24 protein-coding genes are annotated in these 25159 nt (G+C 63.1%); 11 read left to right on the forward strand and 13 right to left on the reverse strand.

Annotated features, from left to right (window positions below):
• Positions 1-94 precede the first annotated feature (94 nt).
• Positions 95-1429, forward strand: a complete 1335-nt coding sequence (locus ACZ881_RS01605) for an MFS transporter (RefSeq protein ID WP_091468291.1) — start codon at positions 95-97, stop codon at positions 1427-1429.
• Between the two features lie 96 nt (positions 1430-1525).
• On the opposite strand, the gene ACZ881_RS01610 is transcribed toward ACZ881_RS01605, so the two are convergent.
• Positions 1526-2194 carry a phosphoribosyltransferase gene (locus tag ACZ881_RS01610; RefSeq protein WP_476112657.1) on the reverse strand — a complete coding sequence of 223 codons (669 nt, stop codon included), beginning with the start codon at positions 2192-2194 and terminating at the stop codon, positions 1526-1528.
• A gap of 86 nt (positions 2195-2280) precedes the next feature.
• Between ACZ881_RS01610 and ACZ881_RS01615 the strand changes: the two genes are divergently transcribed.
• Positions 2281-2694: a MarR family transcriptional regulator gene (locus tag ACZ881_RS01615; protein ID WP_179017198.1), complete on the forward strand. Its 414-nt coding sequence runs from the start codon at positions 2281-2283 to the stop codon at positions 2692-2694.
• 4 nt (positions 2695-2698) lie between these two features.
• Here ACZ881_RS01615 and ACZ881_RS01620 read toward each other — a convergent pair whose 3' ends face one another.
• The 5 genes from ACZ881_RS01620 to ACZ881_RS01640 all read right to left on the reverse strand — a co-directional run bounded on the left by ACZ881_RS01620 (position 2699) and on the right by ACZ881_RS01640 (position 7507).
• A complete protein-coding gene (locus tag ACZ881_RS01620) occupies positions 2699-3529 on the reverse strand; it encodes an alpha/beta fold hydrolase (protein ID WP_091468284.1) in 831 nt (276 codons plus the stop codon).
• Between the two features lies 1 nt (position 3530).
• Positions 3531-3860 carry a biotin/lipoyl-containing protein gene (locus ACZ881_RS01625; RefSeq protein WP_017200407.1) on the reverse strand — a complete coding sequence of 110 codons (330 nt, stop codon included), beginning with the start codon at positions 3858-3860 and terminating at the stop codon, positions 3531-3533.
• Positions 3853-4938 (reverse strand): alpha-ketoacid dehydrogenase subunit beta, encoded by a 1086-nt coding sequence (locus ACZ881_RS01630; protein ID WP_178996778.1) that lies wholly within the window; start codon positions 4936-4938, stop codon positions 3853-3855. The genes ACZ881_RS01625 and ACZ881_RS01630 overlap by 8 nt, the downstream gene beginning before the upstream one ends.
• Positions 4931-5983, reverse strand: coding sequence for a thiamine pyrophosphate-dependent enzyme (locus tag ACZ881_RS01635; RefSeq protein WP_476112150.1), 1053 nt, complete (start codon positions 5981-5983; stop codon positions 4931-4933). Before ACZ881_RS01635 ends, ACZ881_RS01630 begins: the two co-directional genes overlap by 8 nt.
• 138 nt (positions 5984-6121) lie before the next feature.
• Positions 6122-7507: an amino acid permease gene (locus ACZ881_RS01640; protein ID WP_476112152.1), complete on the reverse strand. Its 1386-nt coding sequence runs from the start codon at positions 7505-7507 to the stop codon at positions 6122-6124.
• A 174-nt stretch (positions 7508-7681) separates the two neighbouring features.
• Between ACZ881_RS01640 and ACZ881_RS01645 the strand changes: the two genes are divergently transcribed.
• From ACZ881_RS01645 to ACZ881_RS01670, 6 genes are all read left to right on the forward strand, one after another.
• Entirely contained in the window at positions 7682-8155 is a 474-nt protein-coding gene (locus ACZ881_RS01645; RefSeq protein ID WP_091468276.1) for an Lrp/AsnC family transcriptional regulator, read from the forward strand.
• A 110-nt stretch (positions 8156-8265) separates the two neighbouring features.
• Entirely contained in the window at positions 8266-8985 is a 720-nt protein-coding gene (locus ACZ881_RS01650) for an NUDIX hydrolase (protein WP_011775198.1), read from the forward strand.
• Positions 8982-10289, forward strand: a complete 1308-nt coding sequence (nadA, locus tag ACZ881_RS01655; RefSeq protein WP_179017199.1) for a quinolinate synthase NadA — start codon at positions 8982-8984, stop codon at positions 10287-10289. Before ACZ881_RS01650 ends, nadA begins: the two co-directional genes overlap by 4 nt.
• A 57-nt stretch (positions 10290-10346) precedes the next feature.
• Positions 10347-12158, forward strand: a complete 1812-nt coding sequence (locus ACZ881_RS01660; RefSeq protein ID WP_476112155.1) for an L-aspartate oxidase — start codon at positions 10347-10349, stop codon at positions 12156-12158.
• Positions 12151-13029 carry a carboxylating nicotinate-nucleotide diphosphorylase gene (gene nadC, locus ACZ881_RS01665; RefSeq protein WP_476112157.1) on the forward strand — a complete coding sequence of 293 codons (879 nt, stop codon included), beginning with the start codon at positions 12151-12153 and terminating at the stop codon, positions 13027-13029. Before ACZ881_RS01660 ends, nadC begins: the two co-directional genes overlap by 8 nt.
• Positions 13030-13042: 13 nt before the next feature.
• Positions 13043-14209 (forward strand): cysteine desulfurase family protein, encoded by a 1167-nt coding sequence (locus ACZ881_RS01670; protein WP_476112159.1) that lies wholly within the window; start codon positions 13043-13045, stop codon positions 14207-14209.
• Positions 14210-14227: 18 nt separating this feature from the next.
• Here the strand turns inward: ACZ881_RS01670 and ACZ881_RS01675 are convergent, their stop codons facing one another.
• From ACZ881_RS01675 to ACZ881_RS01685, 3 genes are all read right to left on the reverse strand, one after another.
• On the reverse strand, positions 14228-14731 hold the full coding sequence (locus ACZ881_RS01675) for a GtrA family protein (protein WP_476112161.1): 504 nt from the start codon (positions 14729-14731) through the stop codon (positions 14228-14230).
• 27 nt (positions 14732-14758) lie between these two features.
• Positions 14759-15643 (reverse strand): fumarylacetoacetate hydrolase family protein, encoded by an 885-nt coding sequence (locus ACZ881_RS01680; protein ID WP_476112163.1) that lies wholly within the window; start codon positions 15641-15643, stop codon positions 14759-14761.
• A gap of 100 nt (positions 15644-15743) precedes the next feature.
• The gene (locus ACZ881_RS01685; RefSeq protein WP_476112165.1) at positions 15744-16364 is read right to left on the reverse strand and encodes a DM13 domain-containing protein; all 621 of its coding nucleotides are present in this window, start codon (positions 16362-16364) and stop codon (positions 15744-15746) included.
• A 116-nt stretch (positions 16365-16480) separates the two neighbouring features.
• Here ACZ881_RS01685 and ACZ881_RS01690 point away from each other — a divergent pair, with 116 nt between their 5' ends.
• The gene (locus ACZ881_RS01690) at positions 16481-17677 is read left to right on the forward strand and encodes an SLC13 family permease (protein ID WP_476112167.1); all 1197 of its coding nucleotides are present in this window, start codon (positions 16481-16483) and stop codon (positions 17675-17677) included.
• Here the strand turns inward: ACZ881_RS01690 and ACZ881_RS01695 are convergent.
• Complete coding sequence (locus tag ACZ881_RS01695) at positions 17674-18342, reverse strand: DUF1684 domain-containing protein (RefSeq protein ID WP_476112169.1); 669 nt, start codon at positions 18340-18342, stop codon at positions 17674-17676. The genes ACZ881_RS01690 and ACZ881_RS01695 overlap by 4 nt on opposite strands.
• A 54-nt stretch (positions 18343-18396) precedes the next feature.
• Between ACZ881_RS01695 and ACZ881_RS01700 the strand changes: the two genes are divergently transcribed.
• Both ACZ881_RS01700 and ACZ881_RS01705 read left to right on the forward strand, forming a co-directional pair.
• Positions 18397-19251 (forward strand): hypothetical protein, encoded by an 855-nt coding sequence (locus ACZ881_RS01700; protein ID WP_476112171.1) that lies wholly within the window; start codon positions 18397-18399, stop codon positions 19249-19251.
• A 69-nt stretch (positions 19252-19320) separates the two neighbouring features.
• Positions 19321-20127, forward strand: a complete 807-nt coding sequence (locus ACZ881_RS01705) for a transglutaminase-like domain-containing protein (protein ID WP_476112173.1) — start codon at positions 19321-19323, stop codon at positions 20125-20127.
• Here ACZ881_RS01705 and ACZ881_RS01710 read toward each other — a convergent pair.
• From ACZ881_RS01710 to ACZ881_RS01720, 3 genes are all read right to left on the reverse strand, one after another.
• A complete protein-coding gene (locus tag ACZ881_RS01710; protein WP_054808488.1) occupies positions 20124-20585 on the reverse strand; it encodes a MarR family winged helix-turn-helix transcriptional regulator in 462 nt (153 codons plus the stop codon). The two genes, ACZ881_RS01705 and ACZ881_RS01710, sit on opposite strands and share 4 nt — an antisense overlap.
• Positions 20585-21709 (reverse strand): LLM class flavin-dependent oxidoreductase, encoded by a 1125-nt coding sequence (locus tag ACZ881_RS01715; RefSeq protein WP_476112175.1) that lies wholly within the window; start codon positions 21707-21709, stop codon positions 20585-20587. The genes ACZ881_RS01710 and ACZ881_RS01715 overlap by 1 nt, the downstream gene beginning before the upstream one ends.
• 151 nt (positions 21710-21860) lie before the next feature.
• A complete protein-coding gene (locus ACZ881_RS01720; RefSeq protein ID WP_476112177.1) occupies positions 21861-25100 on the reverse strand; it encodes an efflux RND transporter permease subunit in 3240 nt (1079 codons plus the stop codon).
• Positions 25101-25159: the final 59 nt, after the last annotated feature.

Genomic DNA, 25159 nt, shown 5'->3' on the forward strand with positions numbered 1-25159 from the left:
GAGTCACAGGTTGTAGTATTCTTTCCTAACTGACCGTTCTGTCGGTTAATGCAAGTCCCGCGCCGACCAGTCACTCTCACCCCATGGAGTTCCAATGACCGAAACTTCCACTGTCGATTCACCGTCAGGGCCCAGCACCAAGCGCGAAGAGCGCCGGGTTCTGGCCGGGACGCTGGTGGGCACCACCATTGAGTGGTACGACTTCTTCATCTTTGCCCAGCTGACGGCCACGCTGTTGGCCCCGTTGTTCCTTTCTCCTTTGGAGAAGTCCAACCCGGGCGTCGCTCAGCTCCTGTCGTTCGCCACGATCGGCATCAGCTTCTTGTTCAGGCCCCTGGGTGCGTTCGTAGCCGGGCACCTCGGTGACCGCCTCGGCCGCAAGGCCGTGCTGGTTATGACGTTGGTCATGATGGGTGCTGCCACCGCGTTGATCGGGATGCTGCCCACCTATGCCACCATCGGCGTCTGGGCTCCCATCCTGCTGATCACCCTGCGCGTTGTCCAAGGATTCTCGGCCGGCGGCGAATGGGGTGGTGCTGCACTGATGGCTGTGGAGCACGCGCCCCTCAAAAAGCGCGGACTTTTCGGCGCCTACCCGCAGATCGGTGTTCCGATCGGCATGATCCTGGCCACCGGGCTGTTGTTCCTGCTGCAGTCGGGCATGTCCAAGGAAGATTTCGCGTCTTGGGGATGGCGCGTTCCGTTCCTGCTGTCCGTGGTCCTCATTGTGGTGGGCTACCTGATTCGACGCGCAGTTGGCGAAAGCCCTGTCTTCAAGGAGATCGCCCAGCGAAAGGCTGAAAGCAAGGCACCCCTGGGCGAATTGTTCCGGAAGAACAAAAAGGAAGTAGTCCTGGCCGCGCTGATCTTCATCGCCAACAACGCCGCTGGCTACTTGTTGATTGCCTTCTTCATCTCCTACGCCACACGTACGTTGAAGATGCCCACGCCCCAGGTTTTGCTGGCCACCACCATCGCGTCCTTTGGCTGGCTCATCTTCACTATGGTGGGCGGTTGGTTGTCGGACAAGATAGGCCGCGTCAAGACTTTCCTCATCGGCTACGGCCTGGTCTTCGCCTGGATGATTCCGATGTTCGTGCTGATCGATTCCAAGGACATCGTGCTCTACGGAACCGCGTTGTTCGTCCTCACCATTGGGTTGGGTCTGTCCTACGGTCCGATGTCTGCCATGTATGCCGAAATGTTCCCGGCCCAGGTCCGCTATTCGGGAATTTCCATCGGGTACGCGTTGGGTGCAATTCTGGGCGGCGCCTTCGCTCCGCTCATTGCCCAAGCACTCCTGGACACCACCAAGTGGTCCGGCTCAGTGGGCATCTACATCATGGTGCTGTGCGTCATCTCTGCCATAGGCGTGATCCTGGCCAAGGAAACCCGCGGCAGGCCGTTGGGCTACAGCGTCCATCACTAGGCGCTCCAACAGAGTCCAAAAAGACGGGCGCGGTCCAGGGGACCGCGCCCGTCTTTGCGTCCATGCAGGACTCTTCGCGTTTATGGACGACGGCGACTACTTGCGGCCGCTGGCCGTTGCAGCTTCAAGTTGGCCTACGACGTCGTCGTCCGACAACTGCTCGAAGCGTTCGTAGAAGGCGCCAACAGCATGGAATTTTCCGGGCGTGTGCAATGCCATCACAAAGTCGCAAACCCGACCCAGCGACGTCGAAGCTTCCAGCGAGGCGACCGGTACCGCGGCGACGATGGTGCTGGCACCGCCGGCCCGGACCGCCTCCACGGCTGCCCGCATGGTGGCTCCTGTAGCCAGTCCGTCGTCGGCCAGCACCACGGTCTTCCCCCGGAGATCGTGGCCGATACCCGGGTAGCGGTTGGCGCGTCGGATAAGTTCGGCACGCTCATGCGCTTCCACTGCATCCAAAGCGGACTGGGAAATGCCGTGGGCGAGGACGAGCTCCTTCAGGGGCCTGTTGACGATCCGCAGGACGTCCCCCCGGGACCAAGCCAATGCCCCGAAAGCGGTCTCGTCACGCCCCGGAATGCCCAGCTTGCGGACCAGTACAGCGCCAAACGGCAAGTACAGTTCTGCAGCTGCGGCTGCGGCTACCGGGACCCCGCCACGGGCCAGGCCAAGGACGATGGTATCCGGCCGTTCCCTCAGCTGGGGCAGTCCTTCAGCCAGGCGTCGACCGGCTTCCGCGCGGTCCTTGAAACGCATGCCCATCTGCTCCACTTCCACGTAATTCGTTGCACTCCCAAGCGTACCGTCCAACCCTTGCCCGGTGGCGCCCCCGCTGAAAGCATGGCCTTGTGAACAAGCCCATCGGATATTGGATTAAACGGCTGGACGCCGCATTGGAAGTCCAGCTGGACGCCACCTTGGCCAGGATCAAGCTCACTAAGCGCCAATGGCACGCCTTGGGCACCCTTTCAGAGGGTGCCCTGCTGCCTGATCAGCTGGAGGACATCCTCCAGCCGCTGTGGGGCGGCGACGTCCGGCTGCGCGAGCGGGAACTTGCAGCACTGGTGGGGCGGGGAATGATCACCATGATCGATGACAGGCTGGCACTGAGCGAACGCGGTCGGGAGAAATACCACGAGGCCCAACGGATGGTGGAAGATGCACGTCAGGACTTGTCCATGGGCATCGGCATCGACGAGTACGCAATGGCCCTCAGCGTGCTGGAACGCATGAGCCTTAATGCTGAGCGGCTGGCCCGCTGACCTTCTATACCCCGAGGAATTCGACGGCGGCTTCCTTGAACGCCCGGCTGGTTATCACATTGGTATGGGTGCGCCCCGGAATCACCAGGGTCTCCACCATGCCTCCACGCTTGCCGGCGATCGAGGCCAACTCGGGCATGGTGGCCGCCCGTTCGTCTTTCTCGCCGGCTACGAGCAAGAGGGGCATGTGCGGGGCGGCCTCCGCGGGATCAAAGGGCTCGCCCTTGATGGCCTCGATCAGTGACAACATGGCGAACAGGTTGTTGCTTGGAAGCATCTGGGCCATCTTCAGGAGCCCGGCGGTGGAGGCGTCTTCAATGGGTGTACCGTCTGCCAGGTGCCGCTGCGCAGCAACGAGGTCGAAAGCTGCCAACGGATCTGCTGAACTCGGCCCACCCAGGACAATGCGGTGAACCAGGTCCGGCTGGGTGGCGCCAAACTCCCAAGCCAGCCGCGATCCCAGCGAGTAGCCGATGACGTCCAGTCCCGTGGACGGGTCACCGTCACGCAAGGGCCGCGCGCCGGCGTCGGTCACTATTTGTAGAAGGTCAGCGCGGATGCGGCTGGGCGTGTACGAATCCAGGTCCTCGGGGGAGTGGCTCCGGCCGTGACCCGGAAGGTCCACAGTGATGACCCGGCGGCCGGCATCCTGAAGGGTGGTGATCCACCCGCTGTCCACCCAGTTCAGTTTCGTGGAAGAAGAGAAGCCGTGAATCAGCAGGACGGGGCGCAGGCCGGCGTCGGCGGCCGGCTCGTGAACTTCCACGAACAACCCGGGGTCCGTTCCCTCTACCGTGTGCCTGTGCTGTTCCATGGTGTGCCTGCCGGTCATCATGTCAGTCCTCATCGAGTACGGCGCTCAGGCGGACCCGGCGCTTGGGTGCTTCGTCCTTCGGAACAGTGCCCACGATCCCGGCGGTGTCATCCGGAACCTCGAACACAATCAGCGGTTCGCCAACGTTGATGGTGTCACCGGGCGCCCCGTGAATACGCACCACTTTACCCGCCTGCGGGCTCGGCAATTCGAGGGCCGATTTTGTGGTTTCGAGCTCCACGATCGGTTGGTTGCGTTCCACCTGCTGGCCGGGCTCCACGAGCCAGTCCAGCACGGTCGCCTCAATGAGGCCTTCGCCGAGGTCGGGGAGCGGGAAGGAAATTTCAGCCACGGCGGTACTCCAGTACGCGTTGGATCCCAAAGAGGATGCGGTCGATGTTGGGGATGTATTCGTCCTCCAGGTCTCCGGAGGGGTAGGGCACGTCGAAGCCGGTCACGCGTTCAACAGGCGCCTTGAGTGTGGCGAAGCAGCTCTGCGTGATGAGCTGGGCCACCTCCGCACCCAAACCTGAGGTCAGCGGCGCTTCATGGACGACGACGGCGCGGCGCGTCTTCCCGACAGACCTCGCCAGGGCTTCTGCGTCAATCGGTTTCAGCCAGCGCAGGTCCAGGACCTCGACGTCGATGCCGTCCTCGGCCGCCAGCTCAGCAACCTGCAGGCAGCGCGAGACCATGGCACCCCAGGCAACCAGGGTGAGGTGACGGCCTTCCCTGGCCACCCGGGCGCCGGTGAGGCTGCCGCCGTAGGGCGTGTCGCCGTCGTGGGTTGCCTCGCCGGGCACCGCGGTGGTGACGTCCACCGGTCCCTTTTGCCAGTAGCGCGATTTGGGCTCCATGAAGATCACCGGGTCCGGCCGGGTGGCAGCGTACTTCAGCAGGTGGTAGGCGTCGTGCGGGTTGGAGGGGGAGACCACCTTGAGCCCGGGAACGTGGGCGAAGAGCGCCTCCAGGCTCTCGCCGTGGTGTTCCGGTGCGCGAATGCCGCCGAAGCTGGGTACGCGCAAGGTGATGGGCATGGGCAGGGTGCCGCGGCTGCGGTAGTTCATCCTCGCGATTTGGCAGACGATCTGGTTGATGGCCGGGTAGGCGAAACCGTCGAACTGGACTTCCGGGATGGGGTGGAAGCCTGCCATTGCCAGGCCCACGGACATGCCGAGGATGCCGGACTCGGCAAGCGGGGTGTCGAAGACGCGTGCCTCGCCATGTTTCGCCTGGAGGCCGTCGGTGATGCGGAAGACGCCGCCCAGCTGTCCGCAGTCCTCGCCAAAGATGACGGCCTTGGGGTTCTCAGCCAGGATTTCGTCGAGTGCACGGTTGAGTGCTTGCTGCATGGACAGCTGTTGAACGCCGTCTGTAGCGGTTTCCGTGCTGTTGTCTTTTATTCGCAGATCGGTGATGGTCTCAGGCATGTTCTGACTCCTCGCGCCACGCGGTGGCCTGGGATTGAAGGGCTGGCGTTGGTTCCTGGAAGACCAGGCTGAACATTTCGGCGCCGGGCCTTGGGCCCAGGTCCGCTATGCCCGCCCGGACGGCCTCTTCTTCATCTACGGCCAATCGTTGTGCATCCGCGAAGAAGGCCTCGTCGGCCACTCCTTCGGCGAGGAGGCGCTGCTTGAACCGCTCCAGCGGATCCTCGCCGGCGTCGAGGCGTTCCTCCTCCAGCGTGCGGTAGCGGCCGGGATCGTCCGCAGTGGAGTGCGGACCCCGGCGGTACGTCATGGCCTCGATGACCACGGGGCCGTTGCCTGCGCGGCAGTACGCGAAAGCAGAACGAGTGGCTTCGTAGACTGCCACGACGTCATTGCCGTCCACTTGCAAGGACGGGATTCCGTAGCCTGCGGCGCGAGCTGCGACGGAGCCTCCGGCAACTTGGCGTTCCGTAGGGACGGAGATGGCCCAGCCGTTGTTTTGGATGAAGAAGACCACAGGGGCTTTCATGACTGCGGCGAAGTTCATGGCTTCGTGGACGTCGCCCTGGGAGGAAGCTCCGTCGCCAAAGTACGTCATGGCTACGCCCGTTTCACCTGTGGCATGGCCGGCCAGGGTTTGGCCGTGGGCCCAACCCACAGCGTGCAGCACTGACCCTGCCACCACCGCCTGGATGGGTGCGAACCTGGATTCCAGCGGGTTGTACATTCCGCCGTGCCACGTGGCCTTGTGCGTGGACATGTAGCCCACCATGTCCAGGCCCATCGCCCGTGCAACACCCATCTCGCGGTAGGTGGGGAAGACGAAGTCCCTGGTCCGGTCAACGGCGTAGCCGCTGCCCACCTGCGCGGCCTCCTGGCCGAGCTCCGGCGCGTAGCCCGGAATGATCCCTTGGCGCTGCCAAGCCACGGCCGAAGTGTCCAGGTGCCGGACGGCTGCCATCAGGGTGTACAGCTCACGTAGTTGCTGGTGGGTGAGCGGGGCCGCGTCATCATCGACGGCGGCCAGCACAGGATGTGTAGTCATGGCTGTGACCCTAGTCACCCAATGAGGGTGTGCGCAATAAGCTCAGTTCAAACGAAACACTTTGTACAATTTGGGCACACAAAGAAGCCCTGCACAGTACAAACTGTGCAGGGCTTTCTTGCGGTGATAAGCAGTTGGTTACTCGACGGATGTGGAGTGCTTGACGGCCTTTGACTTGGCGTTGATGAAGCAACCGGCGGCTATGACCAGGATCAAAATGAATGTTCCGATCAGCTGTCCGGCACTTTCCGGGTTGGCGAAGCCCACCACCAGGATCAGGCCCAGCAGGACGAGGCCGACGATGGTGAGGAAGGGGAATCCCTTCATGCGCAGCGGGAGCTCTGTGCCGTCCCGATCCGCCCTGCGGCGCAGGATAAATTGCGACACCAGCGCCGTACCCCAGACCACCAGGCAAGTGGAGCCCACAAGGTTCAGCAAGGCGGGCAGGATTTTTTCCGGGAACAGCAGTTCAAGGACCGTTGCGATGAAGCCGAAGGCAACCGAAATTCCGACGGCGGCGACGGGAACCTTTGAGCCGCTGAGGCGGGACAGGAAGCGGGGGGCTTCCCCCCGCTCTGAGAGGGAGAAAATCATGCGGGAGGCGCCGTAGAGATTGGCGTTGAGCGCGGACAGCAGGGCAACGACGGCCACCAGGGTGATGGCTGCGCCGGCGCCGGGGATTCCCGCAAGGTCCAGTACGCCGGCGAACGGGGACTTCAGGCCGTCCGAGCCCACGGGGAGAACGGCTGCGATGACAAACACGGAGCCGATGTAGAAGACCAGGATGCGCCAGACCACCGTGCGGATGGCCTTGCCAACGCTATGGGCAGGGTTCTCGGTTTCGGCAGCAGCAACGCTGACGATCTCGGTTCCACCGAACGCGAAGATCACGACGAACAAGGCGGCGGCGATGCCACCGATGCCGTTGGGTGCAAAGTCGCCAAAAGCTGAGAATCCGGGGGAGGGAACGTTCGGCAGCCAACCGAACAGCAGGGCTGCGCCGATCAGCAGGAAGATGACGATTGCGGCCACCTTGAGGATGGCGAACCAGAATTCGAACTCGCCGAAGTTGCGGACGCCCACCAGGTTGATTCCGGTGAAGACCACCATGAAGACAAGTGCAAGGACCCAAACGGGGATGACCGGCCAGATGGAGAACAGGAGTCCGGCTGCGCCGATGGCTTCGGCGGCAATGACCACCACCAGTTGGAGCCACCACAGCCAGCCGATGGTTCCGCCGGCGGTCTTGCCCATGGCTTTCTCCGCATATACGGAGAACGCGCCGCTGTTCGGGTTGGCAGCTGCCATCTCGCCGAGGGCCCACATGACCAGGATGATCAGCGTCCCGGCCACGAGGTAGGAAATAAGCACTGCCGGGCCGGCGGCCTGGACGCCCGCTCCGGAGCCGAGGAAGAGGCCTGCGCCGATCGCACTTCCGAGCCCCATCATGGTGAGCTGGCGCGGTTTGAGTGAATGGCCGAGGCCGGATGTTGGGGCAGGAGCCGCGATGGACTTCGTTGTCATACGTGTCTACCTTCTATGGATTACATGCTGGTTTGGCGTGCTGGCCTCATGGGCTTGGCACGCAGGCGTCGACGACGCAGCAAGAGCCGTGGAATAATTCTCGCAGTTTGTAAGATACATCACTTTTTGCTTTGGCGATGTGATGGGTATGGATCCCCGGGGACAGGAACTTTGATGCTGGTCGATGCGCTTGATGCAAAAATTGTACGTTTCTTCACCGATTCACCGCGATCCTCAGTGCTGGAGGCCTCCCGCGTGCTCAAGGTTGCCCGGGCTACGGTGCAGTCCAGGATCGACCGAATGATTGAGAACGGTGTTATTGGTTCCTGGGTTCCACAGCCGGATCCCGCCAATTTCGGTTTTCCGGTGGTGGCGTTCTGCTCGGTGACCATCACGCAGGAGATAGGCCACGACGCCATCATCGAAAGCCTCAGTGCCATCCCGGAGATTATTGAGGTCCACACAGTCACGGGGAACTCGGACCTTATGGTGAGGATCGCGGCGCGGTCCAACCCGGATATGCAGCGCGTGCTCGATGCCATGATCGCAACCAAATCGGTGGTCCGGTGCTCGTCGGTCATTGTCCTGAACAGCCACATCCAAGGTCGCACTTTGCCGCTGATGGAAGCGGCCGTGAAGACAGTGTGACGCAAGGCATTTTGCTAACCACCGGTCGAGTCGTACCATTAGTTCTAGTCAAGATGACTTTAACTAACACTCCGTTTTGGTGGGAGCGTTTGGGACGGCGATGAAGCGAGGTGAACGCCGTGAACACCAACTCAGCAAACGTCGCCGAGAGGCGGCTCGCACCGCCGTCGTTGGCTATTTCTACGGTGATTTTCGCACTCCGTCCCAGCGAGAAGTCCGGACGCCCCACGCTGTGGCTGCCGCTGGTCCGCCGCATCCGCGAACCGTACAAAGACATGTGGGCCCTCCCAGGCGGGCCGTTGGCCCACGACGAATCGCTTCAGGATGCGGCTTCGCGGAACCTCCGTGAAACCACCGGCCTCGCGCCCCACTACCTGGAGCAGCTCTACGCGTTTGGAGGCCTCCACAGGTCACCCACCCAGCGGGTCGTCTCCATTGTGTACTGGGCTTTGGTTCAACCCACCGAAGCTGCCCTCGCCGACGAATCCGAGAATGTGCGCTGGTTCCGGGCAGACCGGCTCGGCGAACTGGCCTTTGACCACAACGCAATCGTTGACTACGCCCTCTGGCGGCTCCGCAACAAGATGGCGTACGGGTCCATCGCTTACCACCTGCTGGGAGAGTTTTTCACCCTCGCCCAGGTCCGCGAAGTCTACGAGGCCGTGCTGGACCGCCAGCTCGATCCCGCAAACTTCCGCAGGCACGTCAAGGCAACACCGGAAATCGAAGAAACCGGTGAATACCTCCAAGGCGGAAAACACCGCCCACCACGCCTCTACCGCTTTACCGGCACGCCCGGCCTCGGGCCAGATAACAGGAGTACACCATGAGCAGCGTCAACACTGCCGTCCAGCTGATCACTCGCGAGGAAGCCGAGAAGGGCCTCTCCCGCGCAGGGTCCACGTGCAGCCCGGCCTTGGCCAGGGGCCCATGGGAGTACGACCTTGCCGAGGCCCTCGCCGGCGAGCCCGCCTACGGCCCGGGAGCCTCAAGTGACGACGTTGCGCCCCAAGCCACGCCGCGCCAAGGCCAGCTGCCGGAAGAGTACAAGAAGGCCACCGACGCCGAACTTGACGCCCGCATCCGGGCCGCCAAGGCGACGCTCGGGGACCGCGCCGTAATTCTGGGCCACTTCTACCAGCGTGACGAAGTCATCCAGTACGCAGACTTCGTCGGCGACTCGTTCCAGCTCGCCAACGCAGCACTGACCAAGCCGGACGCCGAAGCCATCATCTTCTGTGGCGTGCACTTCATGGCCGAAACGGCGGACATCCTCTCAACGCCTGAACAGGCCGTGATCCTGCCGAACCTCGCTGCGGGTTGCTCCATGGCGGACATGGCGGACGAAGACTCCGTTGAGGAGTGCTGGGAGCAGTTGGAGGAAATATTCGGCACGGAGCCGGACGCATCAGGGCGTGTACCCGTCATCCCCGTCACGTACATGAACTCTTCCGCTGCGCTCAAGGCGTTCTGTGGGCGCAACGGTGGAATCGTTTGCACCTCGTCCAACGCCAAAGTGGTCCTGGAATGGGCCTTCGAGCGCGGTCAGCGGGTCCTGTTCTTCCCCGATCAGCACTTGGGCCGCAACACCGCCAAGGCACTGGGCGTCCCGCTGGAACAGATGCCCATGTGGAACCCGCGCAAGGAACTCGGCGGCAACGACGAACAAGCGCTCCTGGACTCCCGCGTCATCCTCTGGCACGGCTTCTGCTCAGTCCACAAGCGCTTCAACGTAGGCCAGATCGAAAAAGCCCGGCTGGACTTCCCTGGCGTCAACGTGATCGTCCACCCCGAGTGCCCCATGGAGGTAGTGGACGCCGCCGACTCCGCCGGTTCCACCGACTTCATCAAGAAGGCCATCGCTGCCGCAACCGAACCCACCACGTTCGCTATCGGCACCGAGATCAACATGGTGAACCGGCTCGCCGCCGAAAACCCGCAGCACACCATCTTCTGCCTCGATCCCGTCATCTGCCCGTGCTCCACCATGTACCGCATCCACCCTGGCTATCTCGCCTGGGTCCTTGAGGAGCTCGTGGAAGGACGCATTGTCAACCGGATCACGGTGGACGACTCCGTGCAGGAAAACGCCAAGATTGCGCTGGAGCGCATGCTGGCAGCCAAACCGGCCTAAGCCAGTCGGCACACCCCATCTGGCACTTCACCCCGGACTAGCCGAATCGAGCCTCACATGACTACAGCGAGCGTTGCTGAAGGGCCTGCCCCCAAGCGGCTGATCGTCGTCGGAAGCGGAATTGCAGGACTGTACTCCGCGCTGCTTGCCGCGGAAGCCGGTGCGGAAGTGGTACTGCTGACCAAGGGTGCGCTCGCGGACAGCAACACCTACTACGCCCAGGGTGGAATCTCCGCCGTGCTGGACGAGCCAGCCCCCGGTGACACGGTGGCTGCGCACATCGCTGACACCCTCAAAGCCGGGGCAGGCCACTGCAACGAAGAAGCAGTACGGGTGTTGTGCACCGAGGCGCGGCTGGACATTGCCGGGCTTGGACGGTTCGGCGTGCAGTTCGACCTCGACGACGACGGCGGCCCCGCCTTGGGTCTCGAAGCCGCCCACTCGGCTCCGCGTATCCTGCACGCCGGCGGCGACGCCACCGGTGCGGGAGTGGCGGCAGCGCTGATCAGGACAGTCCTGGATTTCCAAGCCGCGGGCAGGATCCAGGTCATCGGGCACGCCCAAGTCACTTCGCTCTCGTTGGGCGGACCGCAGGGTGGCCGCGTGGTGGGGGCCAATTTCCTCCACGACGGACGCCACCTCGGCGTCCACGGCGACTCCGTCCTCCTCGCCACGGGCGGTGCCGGACAGCTTTTCGCCCAAACCACCAACCCAGCGGTTGCCACGGCAGATGGTTTGGCGCTTGCATGGCGCGTTGGAGCCGCGGTTGCAGACCTCGAGTTCTTCCAGTTCCACCCAACATGCATGGTGCTCCCGGCAGCGGCCAGGGAAGCAGAAGGGAACAACGACCCCCTGCTCATCTCTGAAGCAGTGCGTGGCGAAGGGGCCATCCTGGTCGATGCCACCGGGCTCCGGTTCATGCCCGATTACCACCCTGACGCAGAACTCGCGCCACGGGACGTCGTCTCCCGCAGCATCGCCCTGCACCTGGCAAAACTCGGCGACCCCAACGGCCACGTCTTCCTCGACGCCACCGTGATCGAAGAACAGCGAGGTCGGGGCTTCCTGGCCAAGCGCTTCCCCACCCTCAGCAAGCGGACGCGCCAGGCCGGCGTCGACTGGACCCGGCAACTTGTTCCCGTCGCACCAGCGGCCCACTACTGGATGGGCGGGGTGGTGACCGACCTCTCCGGCCGCACGTCTGTTCCTGGTTTGCTCGCTGCCGGCGAAGTCGCTTGTACCGGTGTGCAGGGGGCTAATCGCTTGGCAAGTAACTCTCTGCTTGAGGGACTGGTGTTTGGGCGGCGGGCTGTTGAGGGGTTCCTCGGGGGTAGTTCCACAGGTCCCTTGGCGCCTGCGCTCGAGCCTCGTACCGGCGATCGCCTCGCAAGCTCGGCGGCCGGTTCGGGCGCTCACGCGACAACGGCGCTGTCGGGACCTCCGGAACTACCGGTTGTTGACAGCGGACGTCCGCTGTCGGGGCCTGCGGCGCCGCTGGATGATGTGGCCGGTTACGTGCGGTCTCAATCTGCAGAGTCCGGTGGATTTTCGCGGCAGGCACTTCGCCGCCTCATGACCGCCAAGGCCGGCGTGCTCCGGAGCGGGGAGTTGTTGGGTGAGGCCGCCGGCGCTCTTGGCGAGTGGGAGAGCGGGGTGCTGCCCCTCAACGTTCCGGATTCTCCTGATGTCCGGGAGCATGAGGACGCCAATCTGCTGTTGGCGGCCCAGTTGCTCGTCCACGCGGCCCGGGAGCGGCGGGAGTCGCTGGGAGCGCATTACCGCAATGACAGCGTGAGGGAACCAGCCGCCGTCGAGGATTTTGATAAGCGTTACACCATGAGCCGGAAAGCGAGCCTCGTCAATGACTAACCTGACCCTCCCCGCAGCCCCCGTCCGGGACATCCTGGAACGGGCATTCGCGGAGGACGCACCCAGCGGCGACATCACCTCGCAACTACTGATTCCCGCCGATGCCCGGGCCACCGCCGTGCTGAACGCGCGCGTCCCCGGAGTCTTCAGCGGCGGTACCGTTTTCCGCGACGCCATGAAGCTTGTGGACCCGGACACCGAGGTGGAGCTACTGCTCGCTGACGGTGAAGCGTTCGACGCCGGAACCCACCTGGCGCGGGTCAGTGGCAGGGCCCGCTCAGTGCTGCTTGCCGAAAGGGTGGGCCTGAACCTGGTGCAGCGGATGAGTGCCATCGCCACCAAGACCGCAGAATTCGTAAAGCTCGTGGAAGGGACGCGTGCGCGGATCACTGATACCCGCAAGACCACGCCCGGCCTTCGTGTCCTGGAACGTTACGCCGTGCGTTGCGGTGGGGGAGCGAACCACCGCTACAGCCTTTCAGATGCCGTTCTGGCCAAGGACAACCACCTGGCCGTCATGACCGGAGGCGACTCCAGCAAGCTGACCGAATTGCTGGTTGCCGCCAAAGCCCAGCTGGGCCACACCACCCACTTCGAAGTTGAAGTGGACAGGGCCGAGCAGATTGAACCGGTGCTGGCGGCCGGTGTGGACACCATCATGCTGGATAACTTCTCCGTCGACGAGCTCCGGGCCGGTGTCAAGCAGGTGGACGGGCGGGCTGTCGTGGAAGCGAGCGGCAACGTGAACATCAACACTGTCACCGAAATCGCTTCGACGGGAGTGGACGTCATCTCCATCGGAGGCCTGACGCACAGCGTAAGCGCGCTCGACCTCGGCCTCGACATCGAACTCAAAGCCACACAGAACTGAAGGCGTTTCCGCCATGATCTTCCTTGATGCCGCAGCTACCACTCCGGTCCGCCGCGAGGCTCTCGAAGCCATGTGGCCTTATCTGAGCGGCGAGTTCGGCAACCCCTCCAGCCATCACAGCCTGGGCGAAGCGGCAGCAGCTGCGCTCGCAGGGGCCCGTTCCGGCGTCGCGAAGGTCCTGAACTGCCGTGCCGGCGAGGTGACCTTCACCTCCGGAGGCACGGAAGCGGACAATCTTGCCGTGAAGGGCATTGCGCTGGCCCGTCAGGCGGCCGACCCTTCGCTGAACAGGGTGGTCATCAGCGCAATCGAGCATCCCGCGGTGGAAGAGTCGGCCCGCTACCTGGAACGAGTGCACGGGTTCGCCGTGGATGTGCTTGCGGTCGATGGAGAAGGTCTGGTGTCGATCGACGACCTGCGGGCGACAATAAGGCCCGAAACGGCTTTGGTGAGCATCATGTACGCGAACAATGAGATCGGAACCATCCAGCCGATCGCTGCCTTGGCGACGGTGTCACGGGAACACGGCGTGCCTTTCCATACTGACGCGGTGCAGGCCGCCGGATGGTTGCCGCTGGACGTCAAAGCGCTTGGCGTCGATGCATTGAGTATTTCCGGACACAAACTTGGTGCGCCCAAGGGATCCGGCGTCCTGTTCACCAAGGGGCGTCTCCGCGTGGAACCACTGGTTCACGGTGGGGGCCAGGAGAGGGCAAGGCGCTCGGGCACGGAGAACGTGGCTGGAGCTGTGGCACTGTCCACGGCACTAAGGCTCTCCCACGCCGAGCAACCCGAACAGGCTGCGCGGGTATCCGCTCTGAGGAATCAGTTCATCGATCAGATCCTCGCCACCGTTCCGGACGCCTTGCTCACGGGGCACCGAAGCCAACGGCTGCCTTCAGTAGCCTCTTTCTGCTTCCCGGGCACCAGCGGCGAGTCGGTGCTGCTTGAGCTCGAGCGGCTTGGGGTGGTGTGTTCCAGTGGCTCGGCCTGCGCGGCAGGATCGGACGCGCCCTCGCCGGTGCTGGTTGCCCTCGGCATCGCCCCTGAAACGGCACAGACTGCGGTGCGTTTCAGCTTCACGTCAACTGTCACTGACGCCGAACTGGAACAGGCAGCCGTTGCCGTGGAAACCGCCGTCGGACGTGTCCGGAATCTGGCGGCACCGCAGCCAGGCTAGAACCGGCGGCCGTGCCGGCTATACGTGCCGGGCCCGCCGGAAAATCCAGTGCCGCAACAGGGTAAACCGAACGGCCGTGGCCACGAACCCGGACAATGTAGTGGTCCAGAGCTCCTCGGCCACCGTGGCTTCGGGCCGGAGGAGATGCAGCATGCCAAGGCTCCCCCCGGTGATGATCAGGGCAATGCCGATCACGATCACTCCGCTCAGGTGATCCTGCGTGCGCTTCTTTCGGCCCGTGATCTTGAACGTCAGGCGGCGGTTCAGGGCCGTGTTCATCAGCGACGTCAGGATCAGTGCCACAGCGTTGGCCAGTTGGGGATCAATCCACGGACGCAGCAAGGCATAGATGGCCAGGGAACTCGCTGTGCAGACGACACCAACCCCGGTGAAGCGGATCAACTGCCGGACCACCGGGTACTTCAGGACGCCGCGATGCCGCTTGCGTGGTGGCTTCTGCCGGCCTGGTGGCTTGCTTGAGGGAGATGCGCGTAGCTCAGTGGCCTCCGCAGCTATCTCCATGGAGTTAAGCCTGACACACTATGCGGGCTACTGTTCCCAGGAAGCGCTGGTTACAGGGTTGTGGAGCTCTCCGATTCCTTCCACACGGCACACTACGGTGTCGCCAGGCTGGATTCGCGCGCACTCTGCGGGGAACCCTGAGAGCACGAGGTCGCCGGCTTGGAGGGTCATGAACGAAGTCAGATAAACCATGATCTCGTCCACTTTCCAGCCGAGATCAGCTGTACCGGCGGTGCTGAGGGCGTGGCCATTGTGGACAATGCCGATTTCAAGGTTCGAGTCATTCAGGTCCGTGACTATCCACGGGCCGACGGGCGTGAACGTGTCCTGGCTTTTGGCGCTGATCCAGAGTTCGTCGGACTTCTGGAGGTCTCGGGCGGAGACGTCGTTGCCGATGGTGTATCCAAGGATTGCCGACCTCGCCGTCTTCAAGGTCAAACCCCGCGCGGCACGGCCGACGACGACGGTCAGTTCAGCTTCCGGGTCCACATAACCCACGGTGGAGCTCAGTTGGATTGCTTCGCCGGGTCCGATGACGCTGGATGCTGCTTTGTGGAAGGCCTGGGGCGGCAGGTCCCGGCCAGGCTGCCCGGTGTTGTGGGCCATACCGAAGACGTTGACAGGAGCCGATGGGGCCAGGAAGTTAAACGAATCCTGGCTGACCACATCGCCAAGCTCCCAGCCCTCCCTGGCCGGACTGTTGGCGTTCGCCCTTGATCCCGGGAAAGGGGAGTCCACCACGGTCCACTGAGTTCCTGCGGGCGAATCGAAATCCGTGGCGTTGTTGGCTACGAAGAACTGCTCGTCCGGATACGGGCTCGTCGAAGGCAGGCCGCTCAAGGACTCACTGGTCGGGGTCTGGGCAGGGACGGGCCGGACGCGGGCGATGCGACGGGGGAGCAGCGAGGTCATGATGACATCCTACGTCCTCCCTGAGCTTCGCCCTGCGTTGCGAGGCCCGTTTTACACCCCACGACACGCCCTTAGCGCGCAGAGCGGGCCTCGCAACGCGTCAGGAGAGTGGGGCCGATCCGAACGCAACGCTGAAACGGTCACACCACAGGACCACAGACGTCAGACCGGCGACGTCGGTCCCTGCGGGGATGGCGTAGTTGTGGTTGCCGTGAGTGGCTTTGATGGCTCCCAGGTCCACGTATCGCCCTGAACGGTACTTGAACCAGTCGCCACCGGCTTCCAGGCTGCTCAACCAGACTTTGACGTCCGGACCGTCGCTGCTGGCCAGGTTCTCAAGTCGCAGCAGATGGCTCCCGTCGGCGAGTTTCACCAGCTGGGCCGTGCCAGTGGTCTCATGCTCCTGGGATTGGAAAGCACCCGAGCTAAGAACCAGCGGAGCTGCGGGGACGGGCGGGGTGGGAGCCGGTGCTGCGGGACCGGAGGACGCGGGCGGTGGTGAGCCTGGGACTGCGGGCCTGGCGGCAGGTCCCGAGCTCGCAGAAAACGGTGCAGCGGGCAGCGCTTCATTGAGGGTGCTGCTGGTGAAGAGGCGCCACGGCTGGAACAACGCGGCTCCCGCCACCACCGCTGAAAGGATCACCAAACCTGCCACGGCCGCAAGGATCCTGTGGGCCCGGACCAGTCTCCGGAATCGGGTCATGCTCCACAGTGTGTTCATGCTCCAAGGCTAGGCTTCGCAGGACCGGTGCGGGTGCTCCAAGGCTTACGGTTCGATGACGCGTTGTCCTCGTGGCGCGGAGGAAGGACACAGGGGCCGGGCTTAGAATCCGTTCCATGCGTCTGGCAATCATTGGGCTGGTCCTCCTTGTGGCTGGTGGCATCACCGTGGCTACGGGTGTCCTGCCATGGCAGGAAGTGGCGGTCCTGGTGGACCGGGTGGCGCCCATCCTCGGCTTCGTGGTTGCCATGACGGTGGTGACAGAACTCGTCAGTGAGGCCGGCGCCTTCCAATGGATAGCCCGCCATCTGCGCGGTTGGGGGCGCGGACGCAGCATCCTTCTGTGGTTGCTTTTGGCGTTGTTTGCCACCTTGAGCACTGTCTTCCTGTCGCTGGATACGACGGCGGTTCTCCTCACCCCGGTGGTGGTCACCGTTGCCCGCCAAGCGGGCCTACCCGTCCTGCCCTTTGCTCTGACAACCGTGTGGCTCGCGAACACCGCCAGCGTGTTGCTTCCCATCTCCAACCTGACCAATCTCTTGGCGCAACACAACCTGGGCGGTATCAGTCCCGCACAGTTCGCCCAACTGATGTGGGCGCCGTCGGTGGCCTCCGTCCTGGTCCCTTTGGCGTTCATAGCCATCGTTTTCAGGCGCGAACTGCGCAAGACCTATGCACGCGATTCCACCCGTCCAGCCCAAGGAATTTCGTCCAAAGCAACCACCGACAGGGTCCTGCTGCTGGTCAGTGCCGTGGTCCTGTTGTTGCTGTTGCCGGCGCTGGTATCCGGAGTTGCCATCTGGATTCCTGCTGCAGCGGCCGCGGTCACCCTTGGGGTGGCGTTCGCAGTCCGTAGGCCCAAGGTGCTCAGGGTGACGTTGATTCCGTGGTCCCTGTTGCTGTTCACGTGCGGACTCTTCCTAGTGGTCGAGGCAGGTCAATACCTTGGAGCGTCAGTGCTTCTTGGCCAAGTGGCGGGGCAAGGGGATGGGTTCCTTGAACTATTGAGACTGGCCATGACGGGAGCCCTGGGCTCCAATGTGGTCAACAACCTCCCCGCCTACCTGCTGGCCGAACCACTGGCAGGAAACCCTGAGAGGATGGCTGCCCTTCTTGTGGGAGTCAACGCGGGGCCCTTGATCACGCCGTGGGCATCACTGGCCACCCTGTTATGGCACGACCGGTTGGTGCGCATGAACGTGCTGGTCAAGTGGAGGGGATACGCGCTCTTCGGCCTGATCGTGGCGCCCCTGACAATACTGGCCGCCGTTGCGGCGCTCGCGGTTTTTGGCCCGGGTGGGCTGTTCGGCTAGCCCAGGTAAAGTTCTCCCACAGGTACTTCTGCCGCCAATCGGTTGGCTGGTCCAGCCAGCGGGCACGCCCAAGCTTCGTTGTAGGCGCACGACGGGTTGTACGCAAAGTTGAAGTCCAGCACGAGCTCTTGCCCGGCGCCGGTTTCCCGCGTCCCATGGAACGAGCCTTTGACTGTGTCCAGCAGATATCTTCCCGCTCCGTAGGTTCCGCCCTCTTTGCCGGCAGTCGAGTCACGGAAGGGCACGAAGATGCCGCCACCATAGCTGCGTAGCCGCCAGGCCGCCAAGGAGCCCAGCCCGGGTAGCTCGAGGGTGCCGATCCTTGTAAAAGGCACTACGCCGTCAGTCCCTGTTTCGACGTTCATCTCCTGGCCGGCTCCGTCGGGGGACAAGGCGGCGTACATTCGGAAGGAGGGATCGTAATCAGCGGTCCGCAGCCCGGAAAATGAGGCTTTCATTTCCGCGGTCAGCGCTGAAGCAGGATGGGTAGCGAACATCAGGTCCCGTTCCTGCCGCCAGAAGACATGCGCGTCGAACGGGTTGGTGGCTGCGAGCTGACGCACCTTGTCGTAGAGAGCGAACGTCCGCAGGCGCCAGTCGGCAATATCAACCGCTGACATAGTGGGGATGTCGTCCTCGAAATAGTCCTGCTGATCGGGAGCCATACCCTCAGCCTAGTCCTGTGCGTGTCGCGGGATCGCCGCAGCTAGGCTGGGCTCATGAAGGGCATCCTGAACCTGCACCGCATTCCGATGCGGGTCGCAGCCGTGGTACTGGCTGGTTCCGTACTCGCGGCCACAACATCCTGCTCCGCTGAGAACAAAGGCCCGCAAGTAACCTCGACGGCCAGCTCCCAGCCCAACACCTCGGAATCAGGGACCGGTACTGCGGAAAGCACGACGCCGGCAACGGCCTCCGCGGCAGGCTCGCCTTCCGAAGCCCCCAGCGAAGGCGGCAGCGCCTCGGCCAGCGCGGAACCCAGTCCGGGCGCAACGGCGGTGTCCTGGAAGACGTACGCGGACTCCGCCAAAACCGTCAGCTTTGAGCTACCGCAGGAGTGGATAGCGCAGTCGGTGACGCCGGAGGCAGGCTCGCTGGCCCATGCCGTGAAGGTGGAGGTCAAGGATGCTGAAGGACGCTACATCGCCACCCTCCAGACAGGCCTGCCTTCGGCTGCGCCCGTTGCATGCCCCGCCGGGCAGGCCCGCCCGTACGTAGTAATCAGCAGCGTGCCCTTGGACGTCCCGCACTCGGATGGCCCGGACACCATTGATCCGCGCGTGGTTTTCCGTGTGGTCCAAGGCTACAAATTTTTCGGCTCCTACGGCATCACCAATATGGTGGCTGGTGTGGACGGGCAGTCCTGCGAACTGAGGAACAGGGTGCTCGGCCCTGCCGGAAAGGGCGATATCTCCTTTGGCGACGTCCTGGCGATCCATGCCTTCGCCGCGGACGAGAAGGTGGCCCCGGCCAAGGCTTTCGATACTCTGGACCTGGCCGCGAAGTACGCGGTCCACGGATCTGAATTCGCCAATGTCCAGCGGATGCTACTGTCTCTGAAGGTCAATCTGTAGCCCTGCGATTGGCTGATTCACACATACGGCGGCGATGGGGATGCCCGCCGCAACCCACCCCGGAGATCAATGGAACGCAATGTTGCTGCCTCGCTCGTTTTCAAGACTGCAGCCAACACCAAGGTGGCTATGGCCGTAGCCGTGGCTAACAACCATGGCTACGACGCAGTGGAGGAAACCCTGTCCATCACCAAGGATGGTGCTGAGGTTCCCTTTGCCGAACTCAGCGACCACCATGGCGGCCGCTTCCACTACCTGGAGTTCACTGAGCCCGGTGAGGTGACGGTGGACTACCGGGCAACGGTTCATGGCTATGGAGAGCCTGATACGTCCAGCCCGATGGAGCTCATCAGGTACGTCAGGCCCAGCCGGTACGCGGAGTCAGACAGGCTGCTGCCTACTTCCTATGCCGAGTTCGGCAGCCTGCAAGGTGCCGAACTGCTCCAAGCGGTACGCAACTGGGTGAACGGGGAATTGCGCTACGTCAGCGGTTCGTCGCGGGGAACTGACGGAGCCGTGGAAACCTTGCTTCACCGCAAAGGTGTGTGCCGGGACTTCGCCCACCTCGCCATCGCCCTGTTGAGGTCAAAGGACGTTCCTGCGCGCCTGGCGGCGGTGTACGCTCCAGGGCTGAGTCCCATGGATTTCCATGCTGTTGCCGAGGCACACATCAACGGAGCCTGGCACATCATCGACCCCACCGGACTGGCTCCCCGCGAATCCATGCTCCGCATCACTGCCGGACGCGATTCATCGGATACCGCGTTCCTGTCCACCGTGGGCGGCAGCCTGACCTTGAAAACACTCAAGGTCAGTGCGTCGGTAAACGGAGAGCTCCCGGTGGAGGACCCCCGGGAGCTCATCAGCTTGCGTTAGTGTCCCGCCACCGAAGCGCGGAGCTTCTCGGTCAGCCGCAAAAGCTCCCGCTGTTCCTCAGCTGTGAGCGCAGGCGCCACCAGGTGCGCGATGTCCCGGACATGTTCGCGGCCGATGGTCTTTTGAAGTTCACTGCCCGCTTCGGTGAGTGAGAGCAGGACTCCGCGGCCGTCGTCGGGCGCTGTTGTTCTTTCCACCAAACCGCGCTTCTCCAAACGGTCCACCAAGCGGCTCAAGCTGGACTGGCTCAGCAGGACTTTGTCGTTGATCTCATTGAGCCGAAGTTGGCCCGAAGGGCATTTGGACAACGTGAAGAGGACATCGTATTCCTTGACGGGCAGTGTCTTGAAGGCCGGTCCCGACTGCAGCTTCCGCATCACCGCCACCTGGGAGCGGAACAACGACTCCCAGGTTTCGGCGGCGAGGCGAACGGCGGAGGACGCCGAGGGGCTGGACATCAGGCGTCCTGCCCCGCAGCACCAGCGGTAGCGGATTCGCTGACCGTGGCTTCCAGCGCGGCGGCGGCGCGTGAGGCGTGCGTCGGTGCGTCAGGCACGTGCGCTGGCTTCACGGCGGCGTATTCCTTGCGGAGTACCGGCAGGACTTCTTCGCCGAAGAGGTCCAACTGTTCCAGCACGGTCTTCAGCGGCAGGCCGGCGTGGTCGATCAGGAAAAGTTGCCGCTGGTAGTCACCGAAGGCCTCGCGGAATGTCAGCGTCTTCTCGATGACTTCCTGCGGGCTGCCCACTGTCAGCGGGGTCTGCGAGGTGAAGTCCTCCAAGGACGGTCCGTGCCCGTAGACCGGCGCGTTGTCGAAGTACGGGCGGAACTCCTTGACGGCGTCCTGCGAGTTCTTCCTCATGAAGAACTGACCACCAAGGCCAACAATTGCCTGGTCTGCCTTGCCGTGTCCGTAGTGCTCGTAGCGCTCCCGGTACAGGCCGATCAGCTGCTGGTAGTGCTCCTTGGGCCAGAAGATGTTGTTGGCGAAGAAACCGTCGCCGTAGTAAGCGGCAACTTCTGCGATCTGCGGCGTCCGGATGGAGCCGTGCCACACGAAGGGGGCCACGCCGTCGAGAGGCCGCGGTGTAGACGTGAAGTTCTGCAGGGGTGTGCGGAACTTCCCGGACCAGTTGACAGTGTCCTCATCCCACAGTTTGCGGAGCAGGCTGTAGTTCTCAATGGCGAGTTCGATGCCGTCCTGGATGTTCTTGCCGAACCAGGGGTACACCGGCGCTGTGTTGCCACGGCCGAGGACCAGATCCACTCGGCCATCGGAGAGGTGCTGGAGCATGGCGAAGTCTTCGGCGATCTTGACCGGGTCATTGGTGGTGATCAGGGTGGTGGCCGTGGACAGCGTGATGCGCTCGGTCTGGGCTGCGATGTAAGCCAGGGTGGTGGTGGGCGAGGAGGAGAAGAAGGGCCGGTTGTGGTGCTCGCCAAGGGCGTAGACGTCCATGCCGATTTCTTCGACCTTCTTGGCAATGGCAACGGAGGCCTTGATGCGTTCGTTTTCCGTGGGCGTGCGGCCCGTGGTGGGGTCAGTGGTGATATCGCTGACGCTGAATACGCCGATCTGCATGATGTGCCTTTCTCCCTGCCCGAGGTCCCGGGCTCTGTAAACAGTGTACCTCAAAACTAGATGCATTTGCATGTATCGATACCTGTAACAGGGCAGGGCCGGGAATTGTTCCCGGCCCTGCCCATCGAAGGTTAGTGTGCTGGGGAGCTTGCTATTCTCCGGGATTGTGCGCCGCGCGGCGGCCCGTAACGCGGGGGATCATTCCAGTGGTCCAGTCTTGGAACTCGCCCGATCCGTTGCTGGAGGCACCGCTGCTGTCAGTGCCGCCGGGTCCGTCGTCACGTTTCGTCGTCGGCTTGTCCTGCAGGGCCTTCAGCAACTCTTTCTTCTCCCGGCGGCCCTCCACAAGTTTGTAAAGAACCGGGACCAGAACCAGCGTCAAGGCAGTGGATGAAACCAGTCCACCGATCACCACGATTGCCAGTGGTTGCGAGATGAACCCGCCGCCACCCGTGAGGCCCAGCGCCATGGGAGTCAGGGCGAAAACGGTGGCCAATGCGGTCATGAGGATGGGACGCAGGCGCTGCCGTGCACCGTGTGTGATGGCATCGGCAACGTTCATGCCCTGACTGCCGTCATGTGGTTTGCGGTATTGGTTGATGAGGTCGATCAACACGATGGCGTTGGTGACCACGATGCCCACCAGCATCAGCATGCCGATCAGTGACGGCAGGCCCAACGGAACGCCTGTCACCAACAGCAGACCCACTGCGCCTGTGGCAGCGAAGGGTACAGAGACCAACAGGATGAGCGGTTGCACGAGTGATTTGAACGCGGCCACCATAATCACGTAGACGATCGCGATGGCTGCCAGGAGGGCCAGGCCCAGCTGGCGGAAGGACTCGGCCTGCTGTGTGGTGGCACCGCCGATAGTCGCCGTGACCCCCGCGGGCAGTTCCACAGCTGCCAGCCTTTCCTGCACTGCGGCGCTGACGCTGCCAAGGTTGGAGCCGGAAGGCGTCACAGTCACCCTCGCGGTCTTCTGCCCATTGCTGCTGGTGATGGATACGGGGGTATCAACCTGCTCGACGGCGGCAATCGTCTCCAGCGCGACGCCACCGCGGGCCGTTGGGAGCTGGAGCGCACGTACTGCGGCAATGCTGGTGAAGCGCGTGCCCTCGCCGATCTGCACCGGGTAGTCATTGGTTTCGATCCGGACGGTACCGGCCGGAATGGGGCTTACCGTGGATGCGAGGAAGGCACCTACCTGCTCTTCCGTCAGTCCTGCTGCGACAGCCTTTGCCCGGTCAACGCGAACCTGGACCACCGACTGCTTTGAAGCGAGGTTCGTGGCGACTTCCGAGCTGCCCGGGACGCCTTCCATGGCCTTCACCATGGCATCGCTTGCTGTCTGCAGGTCTGCGGAGTTGGCTGCCCTGATGGTGATGTCCACAGTAGAGGAAGTACCGAATCCACCTTGCTGGGATCCCACAGTGACTTTTCCGGCGGCCCCCTCCAGCTTGGAGCGGACCTCGTCCTGGAGTTTGCCTTGATTTATTTTCTCGTCGGTGACAATGGTGAACGTTGAGTTGGAGGACCCGGTTGACGTCAGGGCAGCGAAACCCGTTTGGGCATTCCCTGAAGTGACCTGCACGTCCTTGATACCCTCGATGCCCTTGAGGGATACCTCAATCTTGGACGCCTCATCGCTGGTGGCCTGCAGGCTGGTGCCAGGCGGAAGGACCTGGCGCACCGTCATGCTGTTCTCTCCGGAACGGCCCAGCAGGTCGGTGGCCAGAAGTGGCGAGACGGCGATGGTCGCCACCAGCACCAGCGCTGCCGCAGACAGGGTGATGACCGGGTGCTTTTGCGTCTTCGCAAGAATGGGAAGGTAGCCGCGCTGTAGGCGACTCCGCTGTTCGGCTTCCTTGGCCTTCTCGGCAGCTTCCTTGGCAGATGCCTGTGCTTCAGGGCCTTTCCCGGGGGAGGACAGGAACCAGTAGGCCAGGACCGGAACGATCGTCAGGGAAACCAAGAGTGACGACAACAGCGCGATGGTCACGGTCAAGGCGAAGGGACGGAACAGCTCACCGGCGAGGTCGCCCACGAAAGCGATGGGGAGGAACACGGCCACAGTGGTCAGCGTGGAAGCCGTGATGGCCCCGGCCACCTCCCGGATGGACGTCAGGATGGCTGTCAGCTTGTGTTCGCCGTAGCTGAGGTGCCGCTTGATGTTCTCGATGACCACGATGGAATCGTCCACCACGCGCCCGATCGCAATGGTGAGGGCGCCCAAGGTAAGGATGTTCAGCGAATAACCTGTGGCGGAGATGCCGATGAAGGTGATCAGCAGGGACAACGGGATGGAAACGGCCGTGACCAGGGTGGAGCGCACGGACATCAGGAAAACCAGGATGACGGCGACAGCGAAGCCCAGGCCAAGGAGCCCTTCCGTAGTGAGGTCCTTGATGGACTTCTCAATGAAAGGTGCCTGGTCGAATACCGGTGTGAAGGTCGCGTTGTTGCCGAGCTCGTCTTCCATGGGGCCGACGGCGTCCCGCACCGCATGCGAAATCGCCACCGTATCGCCCTCGGGCTTTTTGGTGACGGACAGCGCCAGGGTGGGCTTGCCGTTGGTGCGGGTGATGGAAGTAGCGGCGTCGTCCTCGATGCTGACGTCGGCCACGGCCCCGATGGTTGCAGCACCCTTGGCACCGGCCAAAGGAAGTCCCTTGATGATGTCGAGGGAATCCACGGGGCTGCCGAGCTGGAGGGACAGGGTCTTGCCTTGATCCTCGATGGTGCCGACAGGAACCAGGGTGCCGTTGTTTTTCAACGCATTGCTGATGGACTGAACCGAAGCCCCTGTAGTTGCGAGGTCCGCGGGGCGGGGCTGAATCAGGATGTGTTGGCTGGAACCGCCGGTCACATCGGCGCCGCGGACGCCGTCGATCTTCTGCAACCGGGGCACGCTGAGTCGCAGGAGGTCAGCGTTGAGCTCGCTCAGGGGTTTGTCCGAGGACACCGCCAAATAGACGATCGGGAAGTCGCTGATGTTGCCGGCGATGGACTGGGGTTCGACGTCGGCCGGCAGCACCCGCTTGGCGTTGGAGATCGCCCGGTCAATCTGGTTGCGTGCCCGGTCCAGGTTGGAGCCGTACGTGAACACCATGGTGATCTGCGAAACGCCGTTGCGGGACGTCGATGTGGTGGATTCCAGACCCTCGACACTGTTCAGGGCTGTTTCCAACGGCTGGCTCAACTGCTTGTCCACAACCTCCGGGGAGGCGCCGGGCATGGAGGTCACCACTGTGATCTGCGGGAACTCGATGGAAGGAATGAGTTCCTGCTTGAGCGACCCCATGGTGATCACGCCGAACACCGCCGCAAAGACGGTGATCAGCGCGATCAGGGCCCGGTTTCCCAGGGACAGTTTGGCCAAGCGGAACATTGCATTGACTCCTGCGGTCTACGTAACGATTCGACTGACGGGAACCGGCCGCAGCCCCG

The organism is Paenarthrobacter sp. TE3676 (assembly GCF_056279165.1).